Origin of the sequence: Kitasatospora sp. NPDC058170 (assembly GCF_042883905.1) — a bacterium.
Classification (GTDB): Bacteria; Actinomycetota; Actinomycetes; order Streptomycetales; family Streptomycetaceae; genus Kitasatospora.
Genome location: NZ_JBHVUV010000030.1, coordinates 82,459 through 102,178, shown reverse-complemented (window position 1 = coordinate 102,178; position 19,720 = coordinate 82,459). Strand labels below are relative to the sequence as shown.

The following is a 19,720-nucleotide window of genomic DNA, read 5'->3' as shown; positions in this document are numbered from 1 at the left end:
CGTCTGCGAAGGAGGTCAGGGAGAGGCAGCCGGGCGTCGGAACGCCCAGCTCATGGGCGAACGACGCCTTCCGGTTCGCTCGAAAGCTACCCAGGACGATCACAACTTCGTCGCATTTCACGGAACTTGGCCAGATCCGGTGCGTGCCGAAACGGCCCTCTTGCCACGTCCGCCCCGGCGAGCCGACCAGTCGGACCGGCGGCCACGGTGAAGCCCCTGCGAACCGATTCGATTCGATCGCGACAGGTCAGGACTGTGCTTTCCCGATCAAGGTCGGACATCCGATGCGCCGTCAAGTGGGCCGGCAACGGCGACAACTGGGTGACGTCGTGCCGATTCCCGCCAGTGAGCGTGACGGCGAGCGGGGTGCCGTGCCGGTCGACGAGCAGATGGTGCTTCGAGCCGGGCCGGGCGCGATCGACGGGCGAAGGGCGAAGGGCCGACGTGGTCCCGGCTACGCGGCCGGCGGCCCGGGCTCGCCCGGCCCGCCGGTGAGGTGGGCGAAGACGTCGTCCAGGGTCGGGCGGCGCAGCGCGAAGTCGGCGACCTCGACGCCCGCGTCGCGCAGGGCGGCCGCCACGTCGGCGATGCCGCCGAGGCCGTCGTCCAGCTGGATGGCCAGTCGCCCCTTGGCCTCGTCGAGGGCCGGCTCGGCGGCGAGCACCGGGCGCAGGGCGGCCAGGGCCGCACCGGCGTCGGCGGGTCGGGCGACGGTCAGCTCCAGCCGTTCGCGGCCGACCTTGCGCTTCAGTTCGTCGGGGGTGCCGTCGGCGATGACCCGGCCGGAGTCCACAACCACGATCTGGTCGGCGAGGTGGTCGGCCTCCTCCAGGTACTGGGTGGTGAGCAGCACCGTGGCGCCGTCGTCGACGAGTTCGCGGACCACGCCCCACAGGGCCATCCGGCTGACCGGGTCGAGGCCGGTGGTCGGCTCGTCGAGGAAGAGCACCGGTGGCGCGGTGATCAGGCAGCTGGCGAGGTCGAGGCGGCGGCGCAGGCCGCCGGAGTAGGAGCGGGCGGGCCGGTGGCCGACGTCGGACAGGCCGAAGCGTTCGAGCAGTTCGTCGGCGCGGGCCCGGGCGCGGCGGCGGCCGAGGTGCAGCAGGCAGCCGAGCAGGACGAGGTTCTCCCGGCCGGTGAGCACCTCGTCCACGGCGGCGTACTGGCCGGCCAGGCCGATGCGGCGGCGCACCTCGCCCGGTCGGCGGGCGACGTCGAAGCCGGCCACCTCGGCGTGGCCGCCGTCCGGTTCGACCAGGGTGGTGAGGATCTGCACGGTGGTGGTCTTGCCGGCGCCGTTCGGGCCGAGCAGGCCGAGCACGGTGCCGGCCCGGACGCTCAGGTCGATGGCGGCGAGGGCCTGGACCCCGCTCCGGTAGCGCTTGTGCAGGCCTTCCGCACGGATTGCCAGGTCCATGGTGGGTGCTCCCGACCTCTCCCGACCCCGGTGGCGTTCGCCGCCCTCGGGTCGACTGTGGCATGTCCCGCTGACGGCGGGCTGACGGTCCGCGGTCCGTGCTCAGGCGGTGAGCCGCACCGGCAGGCCGCTGTATCCGAAGACGAAGTTGGAGTAGAGCCGGCGCGGCGGGCCGAGGAGTTCGATCCCGGCGACCCGCTCGCGCAGGGCGGCCAGCATCGCCTCGACATGGGTGCGGCCGAGGAAGGCGCCGATGCAGAAGTGCGGTCCGTAGCCGAAGGCGACGTGCTTGTTCGGGGAGCGGGCGAGGTCGAAGGTGTACGGGTCGGCGAAGACGTCCTCGTCGAAGTCGGCCGAGCTGTTCCAGAGGGTGACGACGTCCCCGGCCCGGATGGTCCGGCCGCCGAGCTCGACGTCGGTCAGGGCGCGGCGGCCGAAGTGCATGGCCGGCGTGGTCCAGCGCATGACCTCCTCGGTGGCGGACTCCAGCCCGACGGCGCCGGTGCGCAGCGCCTTCCACTGGTCGGGGTGCTCGGAGAGCGCGATGACGGCGCCGATCGAGGACATCCGGCTGGACTCGTCGCCGCCGAGGATCAGGCTGTAGCAGTTGAAGACGATCTCCTCCTCGCTGAGCGGCGCGCCGTCGACGGTGCCGGTGGCGAGGGCGCTGATGACGTCGTCTCCGGGGTGGCGGCGGCGGGCGGCGGCCAGGCCGGAGAAGTAGAGCAGGATCTCGTTGCGGGCCAGCCATTCCTCGGTCTCGCTGTGGTCGGCGCTGGTCCGGGAGAGGGTCTGGGTGTTCCAGTGGACCAGCTGCTCGCGGTCCTCGGCGGGGATGCCCATCAGGTCGCCGATGGTGTTGATCGGGATGTGGTCGGCGAGGTCGGTGACGAAGTCGAAGGCGCCGCGGGCCAGGCCCTGGTCGATCAGCTCGCCGGTGCGGCGGTGCACGCCCTCGACGACGGGGGCGAGCGCGCGCGGGGAGAAGGACCGGAGCATCAGGTTGCGGATGTCCCGGTGCCGGGGGCCGTCGGTGACGGCGAGCATCTTGCGGGAGGCCGAGTCCTCGCCCTGGAGGAGGGTGGCGAGGACGTTGCCGCGCTCGGAGGTGAAGCGCTTGTTGTCGCGGTAGACGGCGAGCACGTCCGCGTGCCGGGAGATCACCCAGAAGGGTGGTTTGCCTCCGGTGGCCGGGTGCAGGTGGACGGGGCTCTCGGCGCGGAACCTGGCCCACATCGCGCGCAGCCCGCTGGAGAGGTAGGTCTGCGGGTCGGTCAGGTCGATGGCGCTCAGGTCGATCGCGGCCAGGTCGGCGTGCAGGAGGTCGGGGTCGGTGTCGGCGGCTTCGGTGTCGGCGGGGTCGAGCGGCGGGGAGGCCTCGCCGGTCGTCGCAGGTGGCTGGCGCATGACGGCCCTTTCCGGGACGGGGTCAGGAGGCGGCGCTCCGGTAGCGGCGCAGGCTCAGCAGGACGGTGAGGGTGAGGACGGCACCCAGCGAGACGGCGATGGTCAGCGCCACGTGCTGGGAGGAGCCGCTGGTGGTGGCCACCGGATTGCCCCAGAGCCGTCGCAGGGCGGTCACCACGGCGCTGACCGGGTTCCACTCGGCCACCGGCCGCAGCCAGGACGGGAGGCGGTCGACGGACTGGAAGGCGTTGGAGAGGAAGGTGAGCAGGACGGTGACCAGCCCCGCGAAGACGTTGATGGTCTCCAGGTTGCGCGAGAACATCCCCAGCGCCACGCCGACCCAGAGCATCGCGAACATGAAGGCGGTGAGCACGGCCAGGCCCGCGGCGAGGGACAGCGCGTCGGTGTGCGGGCGCCAGCCGAAGAGCAGGGCGAACCCGGTGACCACGGCGAGGCCCACCAGTCCGACGACCAGGTCGCCCAGGGTGTGGCCGGCGAGCACGGCCGAGCGGGAGATCGGCATCGAGCGGAACCGGTCGACCAAGCCGCCGCGCAGGTCCATGGCGATGGCCACCGCCGTCGGGCCGATCCCGGCCAGGCCGGTCTGCACCGCGACGCCCGCGAAGATGTACTCCTGGTAGCTGCCCTGGCCGGAGATCGACAGCGAGCCCTGGAACAGGTAGCCGAGGACGATCATCGAGATCAGCGGGTTCATCACGATGCCGATCAGGCGGCCGGGCCCCCGGCGCAGGCGGCGCAGCCGGCGGCCGGCGACGGCGAGGGACTCGGTGAGCAGGGCCAGCGGGGGCGCGGGCCGGCGGATGTCGGTGAGGGTCACCACGGACGGTCTCCGTTCTGGGCGTCGCGGTTCCGGCCGTCGCGGTTCCGGCCGTCGCGGTTCCGGGCGTCGGGCGGGCTGTCGGCCGGGCCGTCGAGGCGGGCCAGTTCGCTCCGGACGGCCCGCCCGACGGCGGCCTGCGGGCCGGGGTGCATCAGGTACTCGTGGCCGCAGGCGATCCGGTGGAGCCGGACCGCGCCGGTCACGTGCGCGGTCCAGCGGCCGTGCTGTTCGGCGAGTTCGTCGGCCGTCCACTCCTCGGTGGCGGCGAACAGGTGCAGGTCCCCCCGGAAGCGGCCGGGGGTGAACCGTTCCATCAGCCCGCCGTGGACGCGGGAGAGCCGCAGCAGGCGCAGGACGCCCGGTTCGTCCAGCCCGGCCAGCGGGCTGTCCTCGCGGCGCAGCACGGTGAGGAGCCGGGCGGGGGTGACGTCGAGGCCGGTGAACTCGGAGCGGCTGCGGCCGAGCGCCTCCAGGGCGCGCAGCAGCAGCTCCCGGTCGTCGGCGGGGTCCGCGTCGCGGCCGGTCCGGCCGGGGTAGCCGTCCAGGTCGGCGAGGTAGTCGACCTCTTCGCCGGCCGCCTGGAGCCGGACGGCGATCTCGTGGGCGAGCACGCCGCCGTAGGACCAGCCGAGCAGCCGGTACGGGCCGTGCGGACGCAGCCGCCGGATGCGCCCGACGTGGTCGGCGGCCGCCTCGCGGAGGTCGGCGGGCGGGGGTGCGGTGCCGTCGAGGGCGGGTGACTGGAGACCGTAGAGCGGGTAGCGGGGGTCGAGGTGCCGGGCCAGCCCGAGGTAGGGGAGGCTGAAGCCGAGCCCGCTGTGCACCAGGAACAGGGGTGGCGCTTCGCCGCCCGGGCGGATCGGGAGGACGGCGGCGAAGGGGTCGAGGGCCTGGGCCTGCGGGTGTCGCGCCGGGCGGGCGCGGGTGGCCAGTTCGGCGACGCTGCGGTGCAGGACGATGTCGGCGACGTCCAGGTGCAGGCCCGCCGCCTGGGCGCGGCCGGCCAGGCGGACGGCGAGCAGGGAGTGGCCGCCGAGGTCGAAGAAGCTGTCGTCGATGCCGACCCGCTCCAGGCCCAGCACCTCGGCGAACAGGCCGCAGAGCGTCTCCTCGACGGCGGTGCGCGGCGCGCGTGAGGCGGCCGGGGCCGCGAAGTCCGGCGCGGGCAGGGCGCGGCGGTCCACCTTGCCGCTCGGGGTGAGCGGGAGGGCGTCCAGGACGACGACGGCGGTGGGGACGAGGGCGGCGGGCAGCCGGGCGGCGAGGTACTCCCGTAACCCGTCGTCGGCCCCGACCACGTAGGCGACCAGGGCCGTCCCGCCCGGACCGTCCGAACGCGCCACCACCACCGCCCGGCTCACCGACGGATGGGACAGCAGCGCCGCCTCCACCTCACCCGGCTCCACCCGGAACCCCCGCACCTTCACCTGCTCGTCCGCCCGCCCCAGGAACAGCAACTCCCCACCCGACGTGAACCGCACCAGATCCCCCGTCCGGTACATCCGCCCACCCGAACCGAACGGACACGCCACGAACCGCGACGCCGTCAGACCCGAACGACCCGCATACCCGCGCGCCAGACCCGCACCCGCCAGATACAACTCCCCCACCACACCCGGCACCACCGGACGCAGACCCCCGTCCAGCACGTACACCCGGGTGTTGCGGACGGGGCGGCCCAGGGTGACGGGCCGGCCCGCGGCGAGGGTGGCCGCCGTCGACCAGATGGTGGTCTCGGTGGGGCCGTAGAGGTTGGTGACCTCGCGGGCGCGGGCCAGCAGCCCGGCGGCGAGGGTGTCCGGCAGCGCCTCGCCGCCGACCAGGACCCGCAGGCCGCGCACCGCCTCGGGGGCGTGCAGCAGCAGTTCCTGCCAGAGCGCAGGGGTCGCCTGCATCACCGTGACCCGGTGGCGGGTGACGGCCGCGGCCAGCGCCGGCTGGTCCAGGGCGGCGCCGTCCGGTGCGACGACCAGGCCGGCGCCCGCCAGGAGCGGCAGGTGGAGCTCCAGGCCGGCGATGTCGAAGGACCAGGTGGTGACGGCGAGCAGCCGGTCGGCCGGGTCGAGCGGGAAGCGCTCGGCCATGGCGAGCAGGAGGTTCAGCAGCGCCCGGTGCTCGATCACCACGCCCTTGGGGCGCCCGGTGGAGCCCGAGGTGTAGAGCGTGTACGCGGGGTGGCCGGGCTGCGGCGGGTCCGTCCGGTCCGTCCCGTCGAGGGCGGCGGCGGCCGCCGTGGCCTCAGTGAGGTCGACCCGGGGGACGCCGGTGTCGGGCAGCGGCCCGGCCGTCGCGGTGTCGGTGAGCAGCAGGGCGGGCCGGGCGTCGTCGAGCATCAGCCGGATCCGCTCGGCGGGGAGCGCCGGGTCGATCGGGAGGTAGGCGGCGCCGGCCTTGAGGACGGCGAGCAGGGCGACCACCGCCTCGGCGGAGCGCGGCAGCGCGAGGGCGACCAGCCGTTCCGGTCCGGCGCCGAGGCCGGTCAGCCGCCGGGCCAGCCGGTTGGCGCGGGTGTTCAGTTCGGCGTAGCTGAGGCTGGTGTCCCCGGCGAGGACGGCCACCGCGTCCGGGGTGCGGGCGGCGGTGCGCTGGAACGCCTCGACCACGGTGCCGGGCGGCTCGGGGCGGGTGGTGTCGTTCCACTGGTCGAGCACCCGGTGGCGTTCGGCGGCGGACAGCACCTCCAGCCGGCCGAGCGGTGTCCGCGGCTCCCGGGCCACCTGTTCCAGCAGGCGGACCAGCCGGGTGGCCAGGGCGTCGGCGGTGGCGCGGTCGAAGAGGTCGGCGCTGTACTCCAGGACGCCGTCGAGGCCGTCGGGTGCGGCGTCCGCGCCCAGTTGCTCGGTGACGACGAGGGAGAGGTCGAGCTTGGCGGTGTCGAGGCCGAGCGGCGCCGGGGTGGTGTCCAGTCCGGGCAGGTCCAGGACGCCGGGGGCGTTGTTCTGCAGCGTCAGCATCACCTGGAAGAGCGGGTTGCGGCCCATCGAGCGGGCCGGGTCGAGCGCGTCGACCAGGCGTTCGAAGGGGATGTCCTGGTGCTCGTAGGCGGCCAGGGCGCTCTCCCGGACCCGGCCGAGCAGGGTGTGGAAGGTCGGGTCGCCGGAGAGGTCGGTGCGCAGGACCAGGGTGTTCATGAAGCAGCCGACGAGGTCGTCGAGCGCGTCGTCGGTGCGCCCGGCGATCGGCGAGCCGATCGGGATGTCCTCACCCGCACCGAGCCTGGACAACAGCGCGGCCAGACCGGCCTGCAACACCATGAACAGCGACGCCCCCGACTCCCGGGCCAGCGCCGCCAACCCCGCATGCGCACCCGCCCCCAACCGGAACGCCACCGTCCCACCACGATGCGAGGCCACCACCGGCCGCGGCCGGTCGAACGGCAGCACCAACTCCTCCGGCAGGTTCTCCAACTGACCCCGCCAATAGGCCAACTGCCGCGCCGCCGGCGACCCCTCCTCCCCCTCGTCCCCCAACAACTCACGCTGCCACAACGCGTAGTCCGCATACTGCACCGGCAACTCGCTCCACTGCGGCGGCACACCCCCGACCCGCGCCGCATACGCCCGCGAGAGATCACGGGTCAGCGGGGCCAGGGACCAGCCGTCGGCGGCGATGTGGTGGACCACCAGCAGGAGCAGGTGCTCGGCGGGGCCGGTCCGGAACAGCACCGCCCGCAGCGGGGGCTCCACGGACAGGTCGAAGGGTCGGCCGGCCTCGTCGGCGGCCGCCTCGGCGAGGGCCTCGGGGCTGACCCGGCGGTGGGCCGGCTCGGCCCGGTCGTCCAGGATCAGCTGGCGGGGTTCGCCGTCCGTCTCGGGGAAGACCGTGCGCAGGCTCTCGTGCCGACCGGACAGGTCCGCCACCGCCGCCGCCAGCGCCACCGCGTCCAACGGACCGGTGAGCCGGACGGCGAGCGCCATGTTGTAGGCGGCCGAGCGCCGGTCCAGCCGGTTAAGCAGCCAGAGCCGCAGCTGGGCGGAGGAGAGCGGCAGCCGGTCCGGGCGGTGGCGCGGGCCCAGGGCGGGCCGCGCGGCGGGGCCTCCCCGGAGACGGCCGGCGAGGCCGGCGACGGTCGGGGCCTCGAAGACGTCCCGGATGGCGAGGCCGGTGCCGAGCGCGGCCCGGGTGCGGCTGACCAGTTTGGTGGCGAGCAGGGAGTGGCCGCCGAGGTCGAAGAAGCTGTCGTCGATGCCGACCCGCTCCAGGCCCAGCACCTCGGCGAACAGGCCGCAGAGCGTCTCCTCGACGGCGGTGCGCGGCGCGCGTGAGGCCGCCGAGGACGCGAAGTCCGGTGCGGGCAGCGCCTGGCGGTCGGTCTTGCCGCTCGGGGTGAGCGGCAGCGAGCCGAGCACCACCACCGCGGAGGGGACCATGTACTCGGGCAGCCGGGTGGCGGTGAACTCCCGCAGGGCCGCCGGGTCCGGCTCCGTGCCGACCACGTAGGCGACCAGGGCCGTCCCGCCCGGACCGTCCGAACGCGCCACCACCACCGCCCGGCTCACCGACGGATGGGACAGCAGCGCCGCCTCCACCTCACCCGGCTCCACCCGGAACCCCCGCACCTTCACCTGCTCGTCCGCCCGCCCCAGGAACACCAACTCCCCACCCGACGTGAACCGCACCAGATCCCCCGTCCGGTACATCCGCCCACCCGAACCGAACGGACACGCCACGAACCGCGACGCCGTCAGACCCGAACGACCGCCATACCCACGCGCCAGACCCGCACCCGCCAGATACAACTCCCCCACCACACCCGGCACCACCGGACGCAGACCCCCGTCCAACACATACACCCGGGTGTTCCAGATCGGTCGGCCGATCAGGGTCCCGGCGGAGCCGGTGCGGACCTCGCCGCGGGTGGCGACGGCGCCGGCCTCGGAGGCGCCGTAGAAGTTGAGCAGCCGGGCGCCGGGGAGCCGGCGGTGGAAGGCCTCGGCGGTGGCCGGGGGCAGTTGCTCGCCGCTGCAGATCCAGACCGGGCAGTCGGCCGCGCGGGCCAGGTCCCCGCTCTCCAGGAAGGCGTTGAGCAGGCCGGGCACCACGGTGAGCCGGGCGATGCCGTGCCGGGCCACCGCCTCGGCCAGGTCGGGCACGCTGCGGGCGGTGTCGGCGTCGACCAAGACGGTCGAGCCGCCGGACAGCAGCGGGGCGAGCAGTTCGGTGATGCCGTCGATCACGCTGACCGGCGACTTGGCGAGGACGGCCGCCGTGCGCTGCCCGGGCAGCTCCTCGGCGAACCAGGTGAGCCGGTTGACCAGGGCCCGGTGCAGGCCGAGGACGCCCTTGGGGCGGCCGGTGGAGCCGGAGGTGTAGATGACGTAGGCCGGGTGGTCGGGCCGCAGCGGGGCCGCGCGCTCGGCGTCGGTCACCGGGGCGTCGGCCGCGGCGGCAGCAGCGTGATCGGGCTCGGGCTCGGGCTCGGGCTGCGGGGCGTCCAGCAGCAGGACCGGTACCTCGCCCGGCGGCAGCAGCCCGGCCGTCGCGGTGTCGGTGAGCAGCAGGACGGGCCGGGCGTCGTCGAGCATCAGCCGCAGCCGCTCGGCCGGGTAGGCGAGGTCGAGCGGCAGGTGGGCGCCGCCGGCCTTGAGAACGGCGAGCAGGGCGACCGGCAGTTCGGCCGAGCGCGGCAGGGCCAGGGCGACCAGCCGCTCCGGGCCGACGCCGAGGCCGATCAGCTGCCGGGCCAACCGGTTGGCACGGGCGTCGAGTTCGGCGTAGCTGAGGCGGGTGTCCCCGGCGAGGACGGCCACCGCGTCCGGGGTGCGGGCGGCCTGGGCCTCGAAGACGCGGGGCACGGTGGTGTCCGGCTCCCCGCCGGCGGTGTCGTTCCACTGGTCGAGCACCCGGTGGCGTTCGGCGGCGGACAGCACCTCCAGCTGGCCGAGCCGTGTCCGCGGCTCCCGGGCCACCTGCTCCAGCAGCCGCACCAGGCGCTCCGCCAGCGCCTCGGCGGTGGACCGGTCGAAGAGGTCGGCGCTGTACTCCAGGAAGCCGTCGAGGCCGGCGGGTGCCGCGTCCGGGCCGTGCTGCTCGATCAGGAAGACGTTCAGGTCGAACTTGACGGAGTCGGCGGCGGGCGGCTCGAACGTGGGCCGCACGCCCGGCAGGTCGAGTCCGGGCCGGGCGTTGTTCTGCAGGACCAGCATCACCTGGAAGAGCGGGTTGCGGCCCATCGAGCGGACCGGGTCGACGGCCTCGACCAGCCGCTCGAAGGGGATGTCCTGGTGGGCGAAGGCCGCGAGGGCGGTCTCCCGGGCGCGTTCCACCAGGGTGTGGAAGGTCGGATCGCCGGAGAGGTCGGTGCGCAGGACCAGGGTGTTCATGAAGCAGCCGACGAGGTCGTCGAGCGCGTCGTCGGTGCGCCCGGCGATCGGCGAGCCGATCGGGATGTCCTCACCCGCACCGAGCCTGCACAGCAGCGCGGCCAGACCGGCCTGCAACACCATGAACAGCGACGCCCCCGACTCCCGGGCCAGCGCCGCCAACCCCGCATGCGCACCCGCCCCCAACCGGAACGCCACCGTCCCACCACGATGCGAGGCCACCACCGGCCGCGGCCGGTCGAACGGCAGCACCAACTCCTCCGGCAGGTTCTCCAACTGACCCCGCCAATAGGCCAACTGCCGCGCCGCCGGCGACCCCTCCTCCCCCTCGTCCCCCAACAACTCACGCTGCCACAACGCGTAGTCCGCATACTGCACCGGCAACTCGTCCCACTGCGGCGGCACACCCCCGACCCGCGCCGCATACGCCCGCGAGAGATCACGGGTCAGCGGGGCGACGGACCAGCCGTCCCAGGCGATGTGGTGGACCACGAGCTGGAGCAGGTGCTCGGCCGGGCCGATCCGGAACAGCACCGCCCGCAGCGGGAGTTCGGTGGCGAGGTCGAAGCCCCGGCCGGCCTCGCGGGCGGCGGCCGCGGCCAGGCCGTCCGCGGTGACCTGACGAATCGTCAGTTCGGGTGCCTCGTCCAGCACCTGCTGGCAGGGCTCGCCGTCCGTCTCGGGGAAGACCGTGCGCAGGCTCTCGTGCCGACCGGCCACGTCCGCCACCGCCGCCGCCAGCGCCACCGTGTCCAACGGACCGGTGAGCCGGACGGCGAAGGCCACGTTGTAGGCGGCGCTCTGCTGGTCCAGCCGGTTGAGGAACCAGTGCCGCAGCTGGGCGAAGGAGAGCGGCAGGCGTTCGGGCCGCTTGGCGGGAAGCAGCGCGGGGCGGACGTCGCCGCCGGTGGTGAGCTGCTGGGCGACACCGGCGACGGTGCGCTGTTCGAAGAACATCCGGATCGGCAGTTCGGTGCCGAGCGCGGTACGGGCCCGGCTGATCACCTGGGTGGCCAGCAGTGAGTGGCCGCCGATGGCGAAGAAGTCCTCGTCGATGCCGACCTCGGCCGTGCCGAGCACGTCGGCGAAGATCGCGCAGAGGATCTCCTCGACGGGGTTGCGCGGACCGCGGCCGGCCCGGGCGGGGGCGGTCCGCGGGTCGGGCAGGGCCTTGCGGTCCAGTTTTCCCTGCGGGGTGAGCGGGAGTTCGTCGAGCGCCACGAGGGCGGCGGGAACCATGTACTCGGGCAGGGCGGCGGCGAGCTCCGCGCGCAGCGCCCGCAGGTCGGCCCCGCCGGGCGCGCCGGTCACCACGTAGCCGACCAGGCGTTCCTCGCCGCCGTCGCCGTCACCATCGCCGCCGCCGCTGCGCACGACGACGGCGGCCTGGGCGACCTCGGGCCGGGCGGTGAGCGCGGCCTCGATCTCGCCGAGCTCGATCCGGAAGCCCCGCAGCTGGACCTGGTCGTCGACGCGCCCGGCGTAGTCGAGCTGCCCGTCGGGGAGCCAGCTCGCGAGGTCGCCGGTGCGGTACATCCGCTCGCCGGCCGGGCCGAAGGGGTCGGCGACGAAGCGGCCGGCGGTGAGGCCGGGCCGGTCCAGGTAGCCGCGGGCGAGGTTGCCCCCGACGTAGAGCTCGCCGACCACCCCGGCGGGGACGGGCCGCAGCGCGGCGTCCAGGACGTGGACGCGGTGGGCGCGGGTCGGCCGGCCGATCGGCGGCCGGCCCGGGGAGCCGTCCAGCCGCTCGCTGACGGTGGAGGCGAGGACGGCCTCGGTCGGGCCGTAGCCGTTGAACATCCGCAGCTGTCCGGACCAGCGGGCGACCACGTGCGGCGGGCAGGCCTCACCGGCGACGACCAGGGTCAGGTCGGCGGGCAGCCGGGTGCCTTCGGGGAGCGCCGCGGCCACCACCGGGGGCAGTCCGGCGAGGTTGACCCGGTGGCGGTGCAGCAGGTCGACCAGTGGCCGGCCGGGGACCCGGCAGTCCTCACCTGCGACGACGAGCGTGCCGCCGCCGAGCAGGGAGAGGCTGAGCTCCCACACCGAGGCGTCGAAGCTGAACGAGGCGAACTTGAGCACCCGGGTGTCCGCACCGACGCCGAACCGCTCGATCAGAGCGGCGACCATCGCGGCGAAGCCGGAGTGGTCGACGACGACGCCCTTGGGGCGGCCGGTGGAACCGGAGGTGTAGATGACGTACGCGGGGTGCCGGGGCAGCAGCGCGGTGGTCCGGTCGGCGTCGCGGGGGGCGTGGCCGGGCGCGGACCGCAGGGCGGCGGCGGTCGCCGGGTCGTCCAGCAGGACGGTGGCGCAGCCGCCCGCCGTGAGCCGGGGCGCCAGCTCGGCGGTGGTGACCAGGACGGCGGGCCGGCTGTCGGCGAGCATGAAGTCGATCCGGTCGGCCGGGTACTTGGGGTCGATCGGCAGGTAGGCGGCGCCGGTCTTGAGCACCGCGAGGACGGCCGCGGTCATCTCGACCGGGTCGGGGAGGGCGAGCGCGACGATCCGCTCGGGGCCGACGTCCAGCGCGATCAGCGTGTGGGCGAGGCGGTTGGCCCGCTCGTCCAGGGCGCGGTAGCCGGTGGCGGTGTCGTCGGCGGCGATCACCGCGACGGCGTCCGGGGCCTCGGCGACCCGGGCCTCGAAGAGCTCGGGGATGACGGTCCGCGGGGCGGGGGCGGCCTGCCCGGCCCAGCGGCCGAGGATCAGCCGCCGCTCCCGGTCGGCCGGCGGCTCCAGTCGGCCGACCGGCTGTCCGGGCCGGTCCAGGACGGTCTCCACCAGGTCGACCAGGTCGTCGAGGAGCCGCTCGACGTCGGGGCGCCGGTGGGCGGCGGGCCGGTACTCGGCGCTGAGGGTCAGCCGGCGGCCCGGGTACACCAGGACGGCCAGGCCGCGCTCGCCGGCGAGCCTGGTCCGGCCGTTGCCCAGGCGCAGGCCGGGGACGATCGCGCCGAGGCCGGCCAGGTCGGCCCGGGGCTGGTTCTGGTAGCTGAGCACGGTGTCGAAGAGGTCGCCGGAGCCGGCCAGCCGCTGCACCTCGGCGAGGCCCAGGTGCCGGTGGTCCAGCAGGGCGCTCTGCTGGTCGTCGATCCGCTCGAACAGGTCGGCGACCGGCTCGGCCGGGTCGAGGACGACCCGGACCGGCAGCATGGTGAGGAAGAGGCCGACGAGGTCGTCGATGCCGGGCAGCTCGGGGGGCCGCACGGAGTGGACGGCGCCGAACACCACGTCGGTGGCGCCGGTGAGCCGGCCGAGCAGCAGGGCCCAGCAGCCCTGCAGCACGGTGTTGAGGGTGAGGTGCCGGGAGCGGGCCCAGCGGGTGAGCCGCTCGGTGAGCTCCTCGGGCAGCTCCCGTTCGACCGTCTCGGGCGGGCGGGGGTCGTCGCGGTGGTCGGCCCGGGCGAGCCGGGTCGGCCCGGCCAGGCCGGCGAGCGCCGTCCGCCAGGCGGCCCGCGCGGCCTCGGTGTCCTGGTCGGCCAGCCAGGAGAAGTAGGCGCGGTAGGAGGGGGGTTCGGGCAGGGCTGCCGGGTCGGCGCCGGCCGCGTAGAGGGTGAACAGCTCCCGGGCCAGGACGCTCATCGACCAGCCGTCGGCGAGCAGGTGGTGCACGGTCCAGAGCAGGCGGACCCGGTCGTCGGCGAGGCGGAGCAGGGTGAAGCGCAGCAGCGGGGGCTCGGCGAGGTCGAAGCCGCGGGCCCAGTCGGCGTCGGTGAGCCGGTCGGCCTCGGCCTGCCGGGCGGCCTCGTCGGGCAGTGCGCTGAGGTCGGTCTCGGTCCAGGGCAGCGGCGCCTCGGGGGCGACCAGCTGGTGGGGCCGCTCCCCCGGCCGGGCGGGGAAGTGCACCCGCAGGCCGTCGTGGCGGGCGATCAGGGCGGCGGCGGCCGCGCGCAGGGTGTCCGGGTCGAGCGGGCCCTCGATGTCGAGGGCGGCCTGCAGCAGGGAGGAGTCCACGCCCTGGCGGTCGAGTTCGGCCTGGAACAGCAGGCCCTGCTGGAGCGGGGAGAGGGCGAGCGGCTCGGGCGGGCGCGGGGCGAGCGTCGCGGCGTGTGCGACCAGGGTCTCCAGGGCGCGGAACCAGCCGTGGGCGATGGCCTCGGCGTCCTCGTCGGCGAGCACCCCGGGGGCCCAGAGCCAGTCGGCGACGAGTCGTGGCCCGTCCGGCCGGTCCTCGGTCACCGGGGTGGCGGCGAGCACGTGGCGCAGCGGCATGTCCGGGTGGACGCCGGTGCCGACCACGCCGTGGCGGGTGTCGGGCGCCCAGTCCCGGTCGGCGCCGCCGACCGGGAAGCGGCCGAGGTAGTTGAAGCCGAGCTCGGGTACGCCGGACCGGGCGAGGCCGGCGAGGGTCTGCGGGTTGAGGTGGCGCAGCAGGCCGTGGCCGAGCCCGTGGTCGGGCAGTCGGCTCAGCCGGTCGCGGACCGCGCGCAGGGCGGTGCCGACGGCCTCGCCGGCGTCGTGGAAGGCGGCCCGGTCGGCCTCGGCGAGGGACAGCAGGACGGGGAAGACGCTGGTGAACCAGCCGACGGTGCGGGAGAGGTCGGCCTCCTCGGTGAACTGCTCGCGCCCGTGGCCCTCCAGTTCGACGGGCACGGCGGCGACGGTGGCGGGGCCGCGCCGGTGCTGCCGGTCGGCGACGGCCACGGCGAGGGCGGTGAGCAGCAGGTCGTTGATCCCACCGCCGTAGGCCTGCTCGGCGCAGGTGAGCAGCGCGGCCGTGGTGTCGGCGGGCAGTTCGAGGCGCAGCCGGTGCGCGGTGCCGTACACGTCGCGGGCGGGGTCGAGCGGGCGCGTGCCGAGCGGCGGGGTGTCGGGGGCGGACTGCGCGGCCCAGAGCGGGTACTCGCGGACCCGTTCGGTGCTGCGGGCGTTCTCCCCGAGCAGGCGGGACCAGCGGCGGTAGGAGGTGCCGACGGGGTCGGGGGCGCGGCCGGCGCAGGCGGCGGCGAGGTCGGCGGTGAGGATGCGCCAGGAGACGCCGTCCACGCAGAGGTGGTGGACGACCCAGAGCAGGCGGCCGCGGCGGCCCGGTCCGGCGTCGAGCAGGACGAGCCTGGTCACCACGCCGTCCTCGGGGGCGAGGCCGCGGCGGGCCGCGTCGAGGTGTTCCTCGACGGCGGCGGCCAGCGCCGCCGGGTCGTCGGCGGCGGCGGACACGTCGACGCGGTGCAGCACGGCGGCGGCGGAGACGGCCCCGCGGGGCAGCGCCTCCAGGGTCCAGAGTCCTTCGGCGACCACGGTCAGGCGCGAGCGCAGCACGGCGTGGTGGTCGAGCAGGGTGGCGGTGGCGTCGGCCAGCCGCTCGGGGTCGAGGCCGGCGGGGGTGGTGAGCACCACGTACTGGCTGTACTCGCGGGTGCGTCCGTCCAGGGTGCCGAGGTCCTCGCGCAGTTGGTGGGCGATCGGGAGCAGCTCGATCTCGCCGGTCCCGTCCGGCTCCGGCTCCGGCCGGGCGGGGCCGGTACCGGCCGCGGTGGTGGTGGCGACGGCGGCGAGGGCGGCGGGCGTGCGGTGGCGGCGGATCTGCAGGGGGGTGAGGAGCAGGCCGGCGCGGCGGGCGTGGCCGACGGCCTGGATGGCGCTGATGCTGTCGCCGCCGAGTTCGAAGAAGCCGTCGTGGACGCCGACGGCCGGGACGCCGAGCACCTCGGCGAAGACGGCGCAGACGATCTCCTCGGCGCGGGTGCGGGCGGTGGCGCTGGCCTCGGCGGGAGCGGGCACGGGGGTGGGCAGGGCGCGCCGGTCGAGTTTGCCGTGGGCGGTGCGCGGCAGTGCGTCGAGGACGAGGAGGTTCTGCGGGACGAGGTGGTCGGGCAGGACGGCGGCCAGCTCGGCGCGCAGCCCGGCGGCGTCCGGGGCGGTGCCCGCGCGGGGCACGCAGTAGCCGACCAGCCGGGTGCGCCCGGCGGGGTCGGTGTCGGCGAGGACGGCGGCGTCGGCGACGGACGGGAGGGCGCGCAGCGCCGCCTCGATCTCGCCCGGCTCGATCCGGTGGCCGCGGACCTTGACCTGGTGGTCGCGGCGGTCCAGGAAGACGAGTCGGCCGTCCTCGCCCCGGACGACCCGGTCGCCGGTGCGGTACATCCGGGTGCCGGCCGGTCCGTACGGGTCGGCGGGGAAGGCGGCGGCGGTCCTGGCCCGGTCGCCGAGGTAGCCCCGGCCGACGCCGTGGCCGGCCACGTACAGCTCGCCGGGTACGCCGGGCGGCACCGGGCGCAGGTCGTCGCCGAGCACGTGGAGCCGGGTGTTGCGGACCGGGAGGCCGATCGGCACCGGGCCGCCGGGCGGCACCGAGCCGGGGCCGAGGTGGGCGTGGGTGACGTCGTCCGAGCACTCGGTCGGCCCGTAGGCGTTGACCAGTCCGATCGCGGGGTAGCGCGCCGACCAGCGGCGGCAGAGGTCGGCGGGCAGTGCCTCGCCGGTGGCGACCAGGTGGCGCAGCGCTGGCAGTTCGGGGGCGTCGCCGGTGAGGTCCCAGGTGTCGAGGGCGGCGCGCAGCAGGGAGGGGACGAGCTCCAGCACGGTGACGCCCTCGGCGGCGGCGAGGGCGAAGAGCCGTTCGGGGTCGGCGGCGGTGTCCCGGCCGACGATCCGGACGCTGCCGCCGGTGACGAGCGGGGCGAGCAGCTGCCAGACGGAGATGTCGAAGGTGACGGGTGCGTTCTGGACGATGACGTCGTGGCGGGTGAGCGCGAGGTCGTCCGCCTTGGCGAGCAGGTGGTTGACCAGGCCGGCGCGGTGCACCATGGCGCCCTTGGGCTTCCCGGTGGAGCCGGAGGTGAAGATCACGTAGGCGAGGTCCTGCGGGGTGCCGACCGGCGGGGCGGGGTCCTCGGCCGCGTCCTCGGCCCGGTCGTCGGCGCGGCCGCCAGCCCGGTCCTCGGCCTCGTCGAGGACGACGATCCGCACCGGGCGGCCGGCGGTGGCCCGTTCGGCGGCGGACCGGTGCTCCGGGTCGGTGACCAGGGTGGGGATGCCGTTGTCGGCGAGCAGGGCGGCCGTCCGGGCGAGCGGGGCGTGCACGTCGAGCGGGACGTAGGCGCCGCCGGCGCCGAGGACGCCGAGGACCGCGGTGAGGAAGCCGGTGCCGGGGGCGGCCAGCACGCCGACCAGCCCGCCGTGCTCCGGCCCGTCCTGCTCCGGCCCGCCGTGCGCCAGGCGGCTCTGCTCCGGCCCGCCGCCCTCCGGACGGCTCGGCTCCAGACGGCGGGAGAGGGCGGCGGAGCGGCGGACCAGCTCGGCGTAGCCGGTGGACCCGGTGTCGTCGGTGACCGCGACCGCGTCGGGCCGCTCGGCGGCGAGCGCCCGGATCCGGGCGACCACGCAGTCGAAACCGGCCGGGCGTTCGGGCCCGGCCCCCGCGCGCAGCCAGACCGGGTGCTCCTCCGCCGCCGTCTCCAGGGCGCCGATCGGCCGGGCGCCGTCGGCGGCGGCGAAGTGTTCGGTGAAGCGGGTGAGCCGGGCCAGGTGGGTGTCGATCTCGGGGCCGGTCCACAGGTCGGGGTTGCCGTTGAGGTGGAGCTCGATGCCCGCGTCCGGCCGCTCCACCACGGTGACCATCAGGTCGTCGATCAGACCGGTGGAGAGGTTGGCGACCCGGGCGGTGCAGGGGCCGATCGCCAGTTCGGTCTGCTGCGGCAGCAGGTTGACGAAGGGTCCGAACGGCCGGCGGTCGTCGCTGCGCAGCCCGAGGTCCCGGCGGATGGCGCTGACCCGGCGGCGCTGGTGGCGCAGGGCCCCGGCCAGCTCGCGGGAGGTCTCCCGGAGCAGGCCGTCCCTGGTCAGGGCGGGGCGGACGGGGACGCGCAGCGGCAGGTAGTTGGCCATCATCCCGGGGACGGCCCGCTGCCGGGCGGTGAGCCGGGCGGTGGCGGGCAGGGTCAGCAGGACGTCCTCGGCGCCGGTCATCCGCTGGGTGTAGACGGCGACGGCGGCCAGCACCACGGTGGGCCAGGTGACGTCGGCGCGGGCGGCGGCGGCGCGCAGCCGGGCGGAGGCGGCCGGGGTGAGGGTGGCCGTCCGGCGCAGGAAGCCCTGCGGGGCGGTTCCGGTGGGGCGGCGACGGGAGAGGCTGAGCAGCTCGGGCGGTTCGGGGAACCGGCGCTGCCAGAAGGCGGCGTCTTTGCGGGCCTGCGGGGAGGCGGCGTACTCGGCCTCGGCGGCGAGCAGGCCCGCCAGCGGGGGCAGTGCACCGTCGACAGCCCGGTCCGTGGGCGGCTCGGCGTACAGCTCGGCGAGACGGCGCCACAGGACGGTCTGGCTGAAGCCGTCGCAGAGCAGGTGGTGGACGCAGAGGTAGAGCAGGGTGCGGTCCTCGGCCAGGGTGAGGACACCGAGCCGGAACAGTGCTCCGGCGGCGAGGTCGAAGGGATCGGCCAGATCGGCCTGCAACCAGCCGTCGGCGGCCGCCTCCGGATCCGGGTCATCACTGAAGTCCGCTTCGGAGAGCGGGAGTTCGGTGAGCTCCTCAAGGTACTGGCGGGGCTCGCCGGCGGTCTCGGCGAAGCGGGCGCGCAGGCATTCGGCCTCGGTGACCAGCCGCTGGAGCGCGCCCCGCAGCCGCCCCCGGTCGAGCGGGCCGCGGATGTCCAGGTACCCGGCCGAGTTGTAGGCGTTGCTCCCGGCGGAGTCCTTCGCGTCGAGCCAGATCTCCAGCTGGCCCGCGCTGAGCGGCAGAGCGGTACGCGGGTCTGAGGTCATCACAGGCTCCAGGTGGAGATGGTGGTCGGGCCGAGCGGGACGGGACGCGGCCCGAGGGCCTCCGCGCCGAGGTGCTCGCGCACCCAGTCGTCGTGGTAGACGGTCTCCAGGTACCGCTCGCCGAGGTCGGGGGCGATGGCGACGGCGGTGAGGCCGCCGTCCGGCCGGTGCGCGTCGAGCCAGCGGGCGGCGCCGCTGACCACGGTTCCGGTCGAGCCGCCGAGCAGGAACCCGCCGCGCAGCAGGCTGCGGCAGGCCCGGACGGTGTCGGCCTCGGAGACCAGCACGACGTCGTCCACGTAGGAGTCGTCGAGGATCGCCGGGCGCACGCTGGTGCCGACGCCCGGGATCATCCGGGTCCCGGGCGGCCCGCCGAAGGTGACCGAGCCGGCGGCGTCCACCGCGACGATCGTCACGCCGGGGTTGTTCTCCCGGAAAAACCGGGCGCAGCCCATCAGGGTGCCGGTGGTGCCGGCGCCGACGAAGAGCACGTCGAGGTCGGGGAAGGCCTTGGCGATCTGCGGGCCGGTGGTCCGGTAGTGCGCCGTCCAGTTGCCGGGGTTGGCGTACTGGTTGAGCCAGTGGTAGTCGGGGTGCGCGGCGCAGAGGTCGGCCACCCGGTCGAGCCGGGCGCCGAGCAGGCCGCGGTCGGGGTGGGCCTCGGTCACCACCTGGACCTCGGCGCCGAGGGTGCTCATCAGCCGCCGGGAGGCGGCGGTGCAGCGCGAGTCGGTGACGCAGACGAAGCGCAGGCCCCGGCTGACGGCGACCAGGCTGAGGGCCACCCCGAGGTTGCCGGAGGAGCTCTCCACGATGGTCATCCCCGGCCGCAGCGCGCCGGACCGCTCGGCCGCGTCCACCATCTCGCCGGCGGCCCGCAGTTTCACCGAGCCGGCGAAGTTGAACCCCTCGCACTTGAGGTACAGCGGGCGGCCGAGAACCTGGCGGAGGTCGACGTAGAGGTCCTCCACGTCGAACTCCTGCGGTGTCGTGATCACTGGCATGCGTCTACTCCCACCCGGTCATGAC

General features: G+C 75.4%; 5 protein-coding genes and 1 pseudogene. All 6 read right to left on the bottom strand.

Going from position 1 to position 19,720, the window contains the following annotated elements; translation table 11 throughout:
- Positions 1 to 305: 305 nt before the first annotated feature.
- Positions 306 to 431: pseudogene (locus ACFVVX_RS29790) on the bottom strand (transposase); the annotation flags it as partial.
- A gap of 23 nt (positions 432 to 454) precedes the next feature.
- On the bottom strand, positions 455 to 1,417 hold the full coding sequence (locus tag ACFVVX_RS29785) for an ATP-binding cassette domain-containing protein (protein ID WP_387950057.1): 963 nt from the start codon (positions 1,415 to 1,417) through the stop codon (positions 455 to 457).
- 102 nt (positions 1,418 to 1,519) lie between these two features.
- On the bottom strand, positions 1,520 to 2,824 hold the full coding sequence (locus ACFVVX_RS29780; protein ID WP_387950055.1) for a cytochrome P450: 1,305 nt from the start codon (positions 2,822 to 2,824) through the stop codon (positions 1,520 to 1,522).
- A 22-nt stretch (positions 2,825 to 2,846) separates the two neighbouring features.
- Positions 2,847 to 3,665: an ABC transporter permease gene (locus ACFVVX_RS29775; RefSeq protein WP_387950053.1), complete on the bottom strand. Its 819-nt coding sequence runs from the start codon at positions 3,663 to 3,665 to the stop codon at positions 2,847 to 2,849.
- Positions 3,659 to 18,691: an amino acid adenylation domain-containing protein gene (locus ACFVVX_RS29770; protein WP_387950051.1), complete on the bottom strand. Its 15,033-nt coding sequence runs from the start codon at positions 18,689 to 18,691 to the stop codon at positions 3,659 to 3,661. Before ACFVVX_RS29770 ends, ACFVVX_RS29775 begins: the two co-directional genes overlap by 7 nt.
- A complete protein-coding gene (sbnA, locus tag ACFVVX_RS29765) occupies positions 18,691 to 19,695 on the bottom strand; it encodes a 2,3-diaminopropionate biosynthesis protein SbnA (RefSeq protein ID WP_387950049.1) in 1,005 nt (334 codons plus the stop codon). Before sbnA ends, ACFVVX_RS29770 begins: the two co-directional genes overlap by 1 nt.
- Between the last annotated feature and the right edge of the window lie 25 nt (positions 19,696 to 19,720).

Bases quoted from the DNA above. Each gene is read 5' to 3' on its own strand.
- ACFVVX_RS29785 (WP_387950057.1), bottom strand. From the start codon at position 1,417: ATGGACCTGGCAATCCGTGCGGAAGGCCTGCACAAGCGCTACCGGAGC.
- ACFVVX_RS29780 (WP_387950055.1), bottom strand. From the start codon at position 2,824: ATGCGCCAGCCACCTGCGACGACCGGCGAGGCCTCCCCGCCGCTCGAC.
- ACFVVX_RS29770 (WP_387950051.1), bottom strand. From the start codon at position 18,691: ATGACCTCAGACCCGCGTACCGCTCTGCCGCTCAGCGCGGGCCAGCTG.
- sbnA (WP_387950049.1), bottom strand. From the start codon at position 19,695: ATGCCAGTGATCACGACACCGCAGGAGTTCGACGTGGAGGACCTCTAC.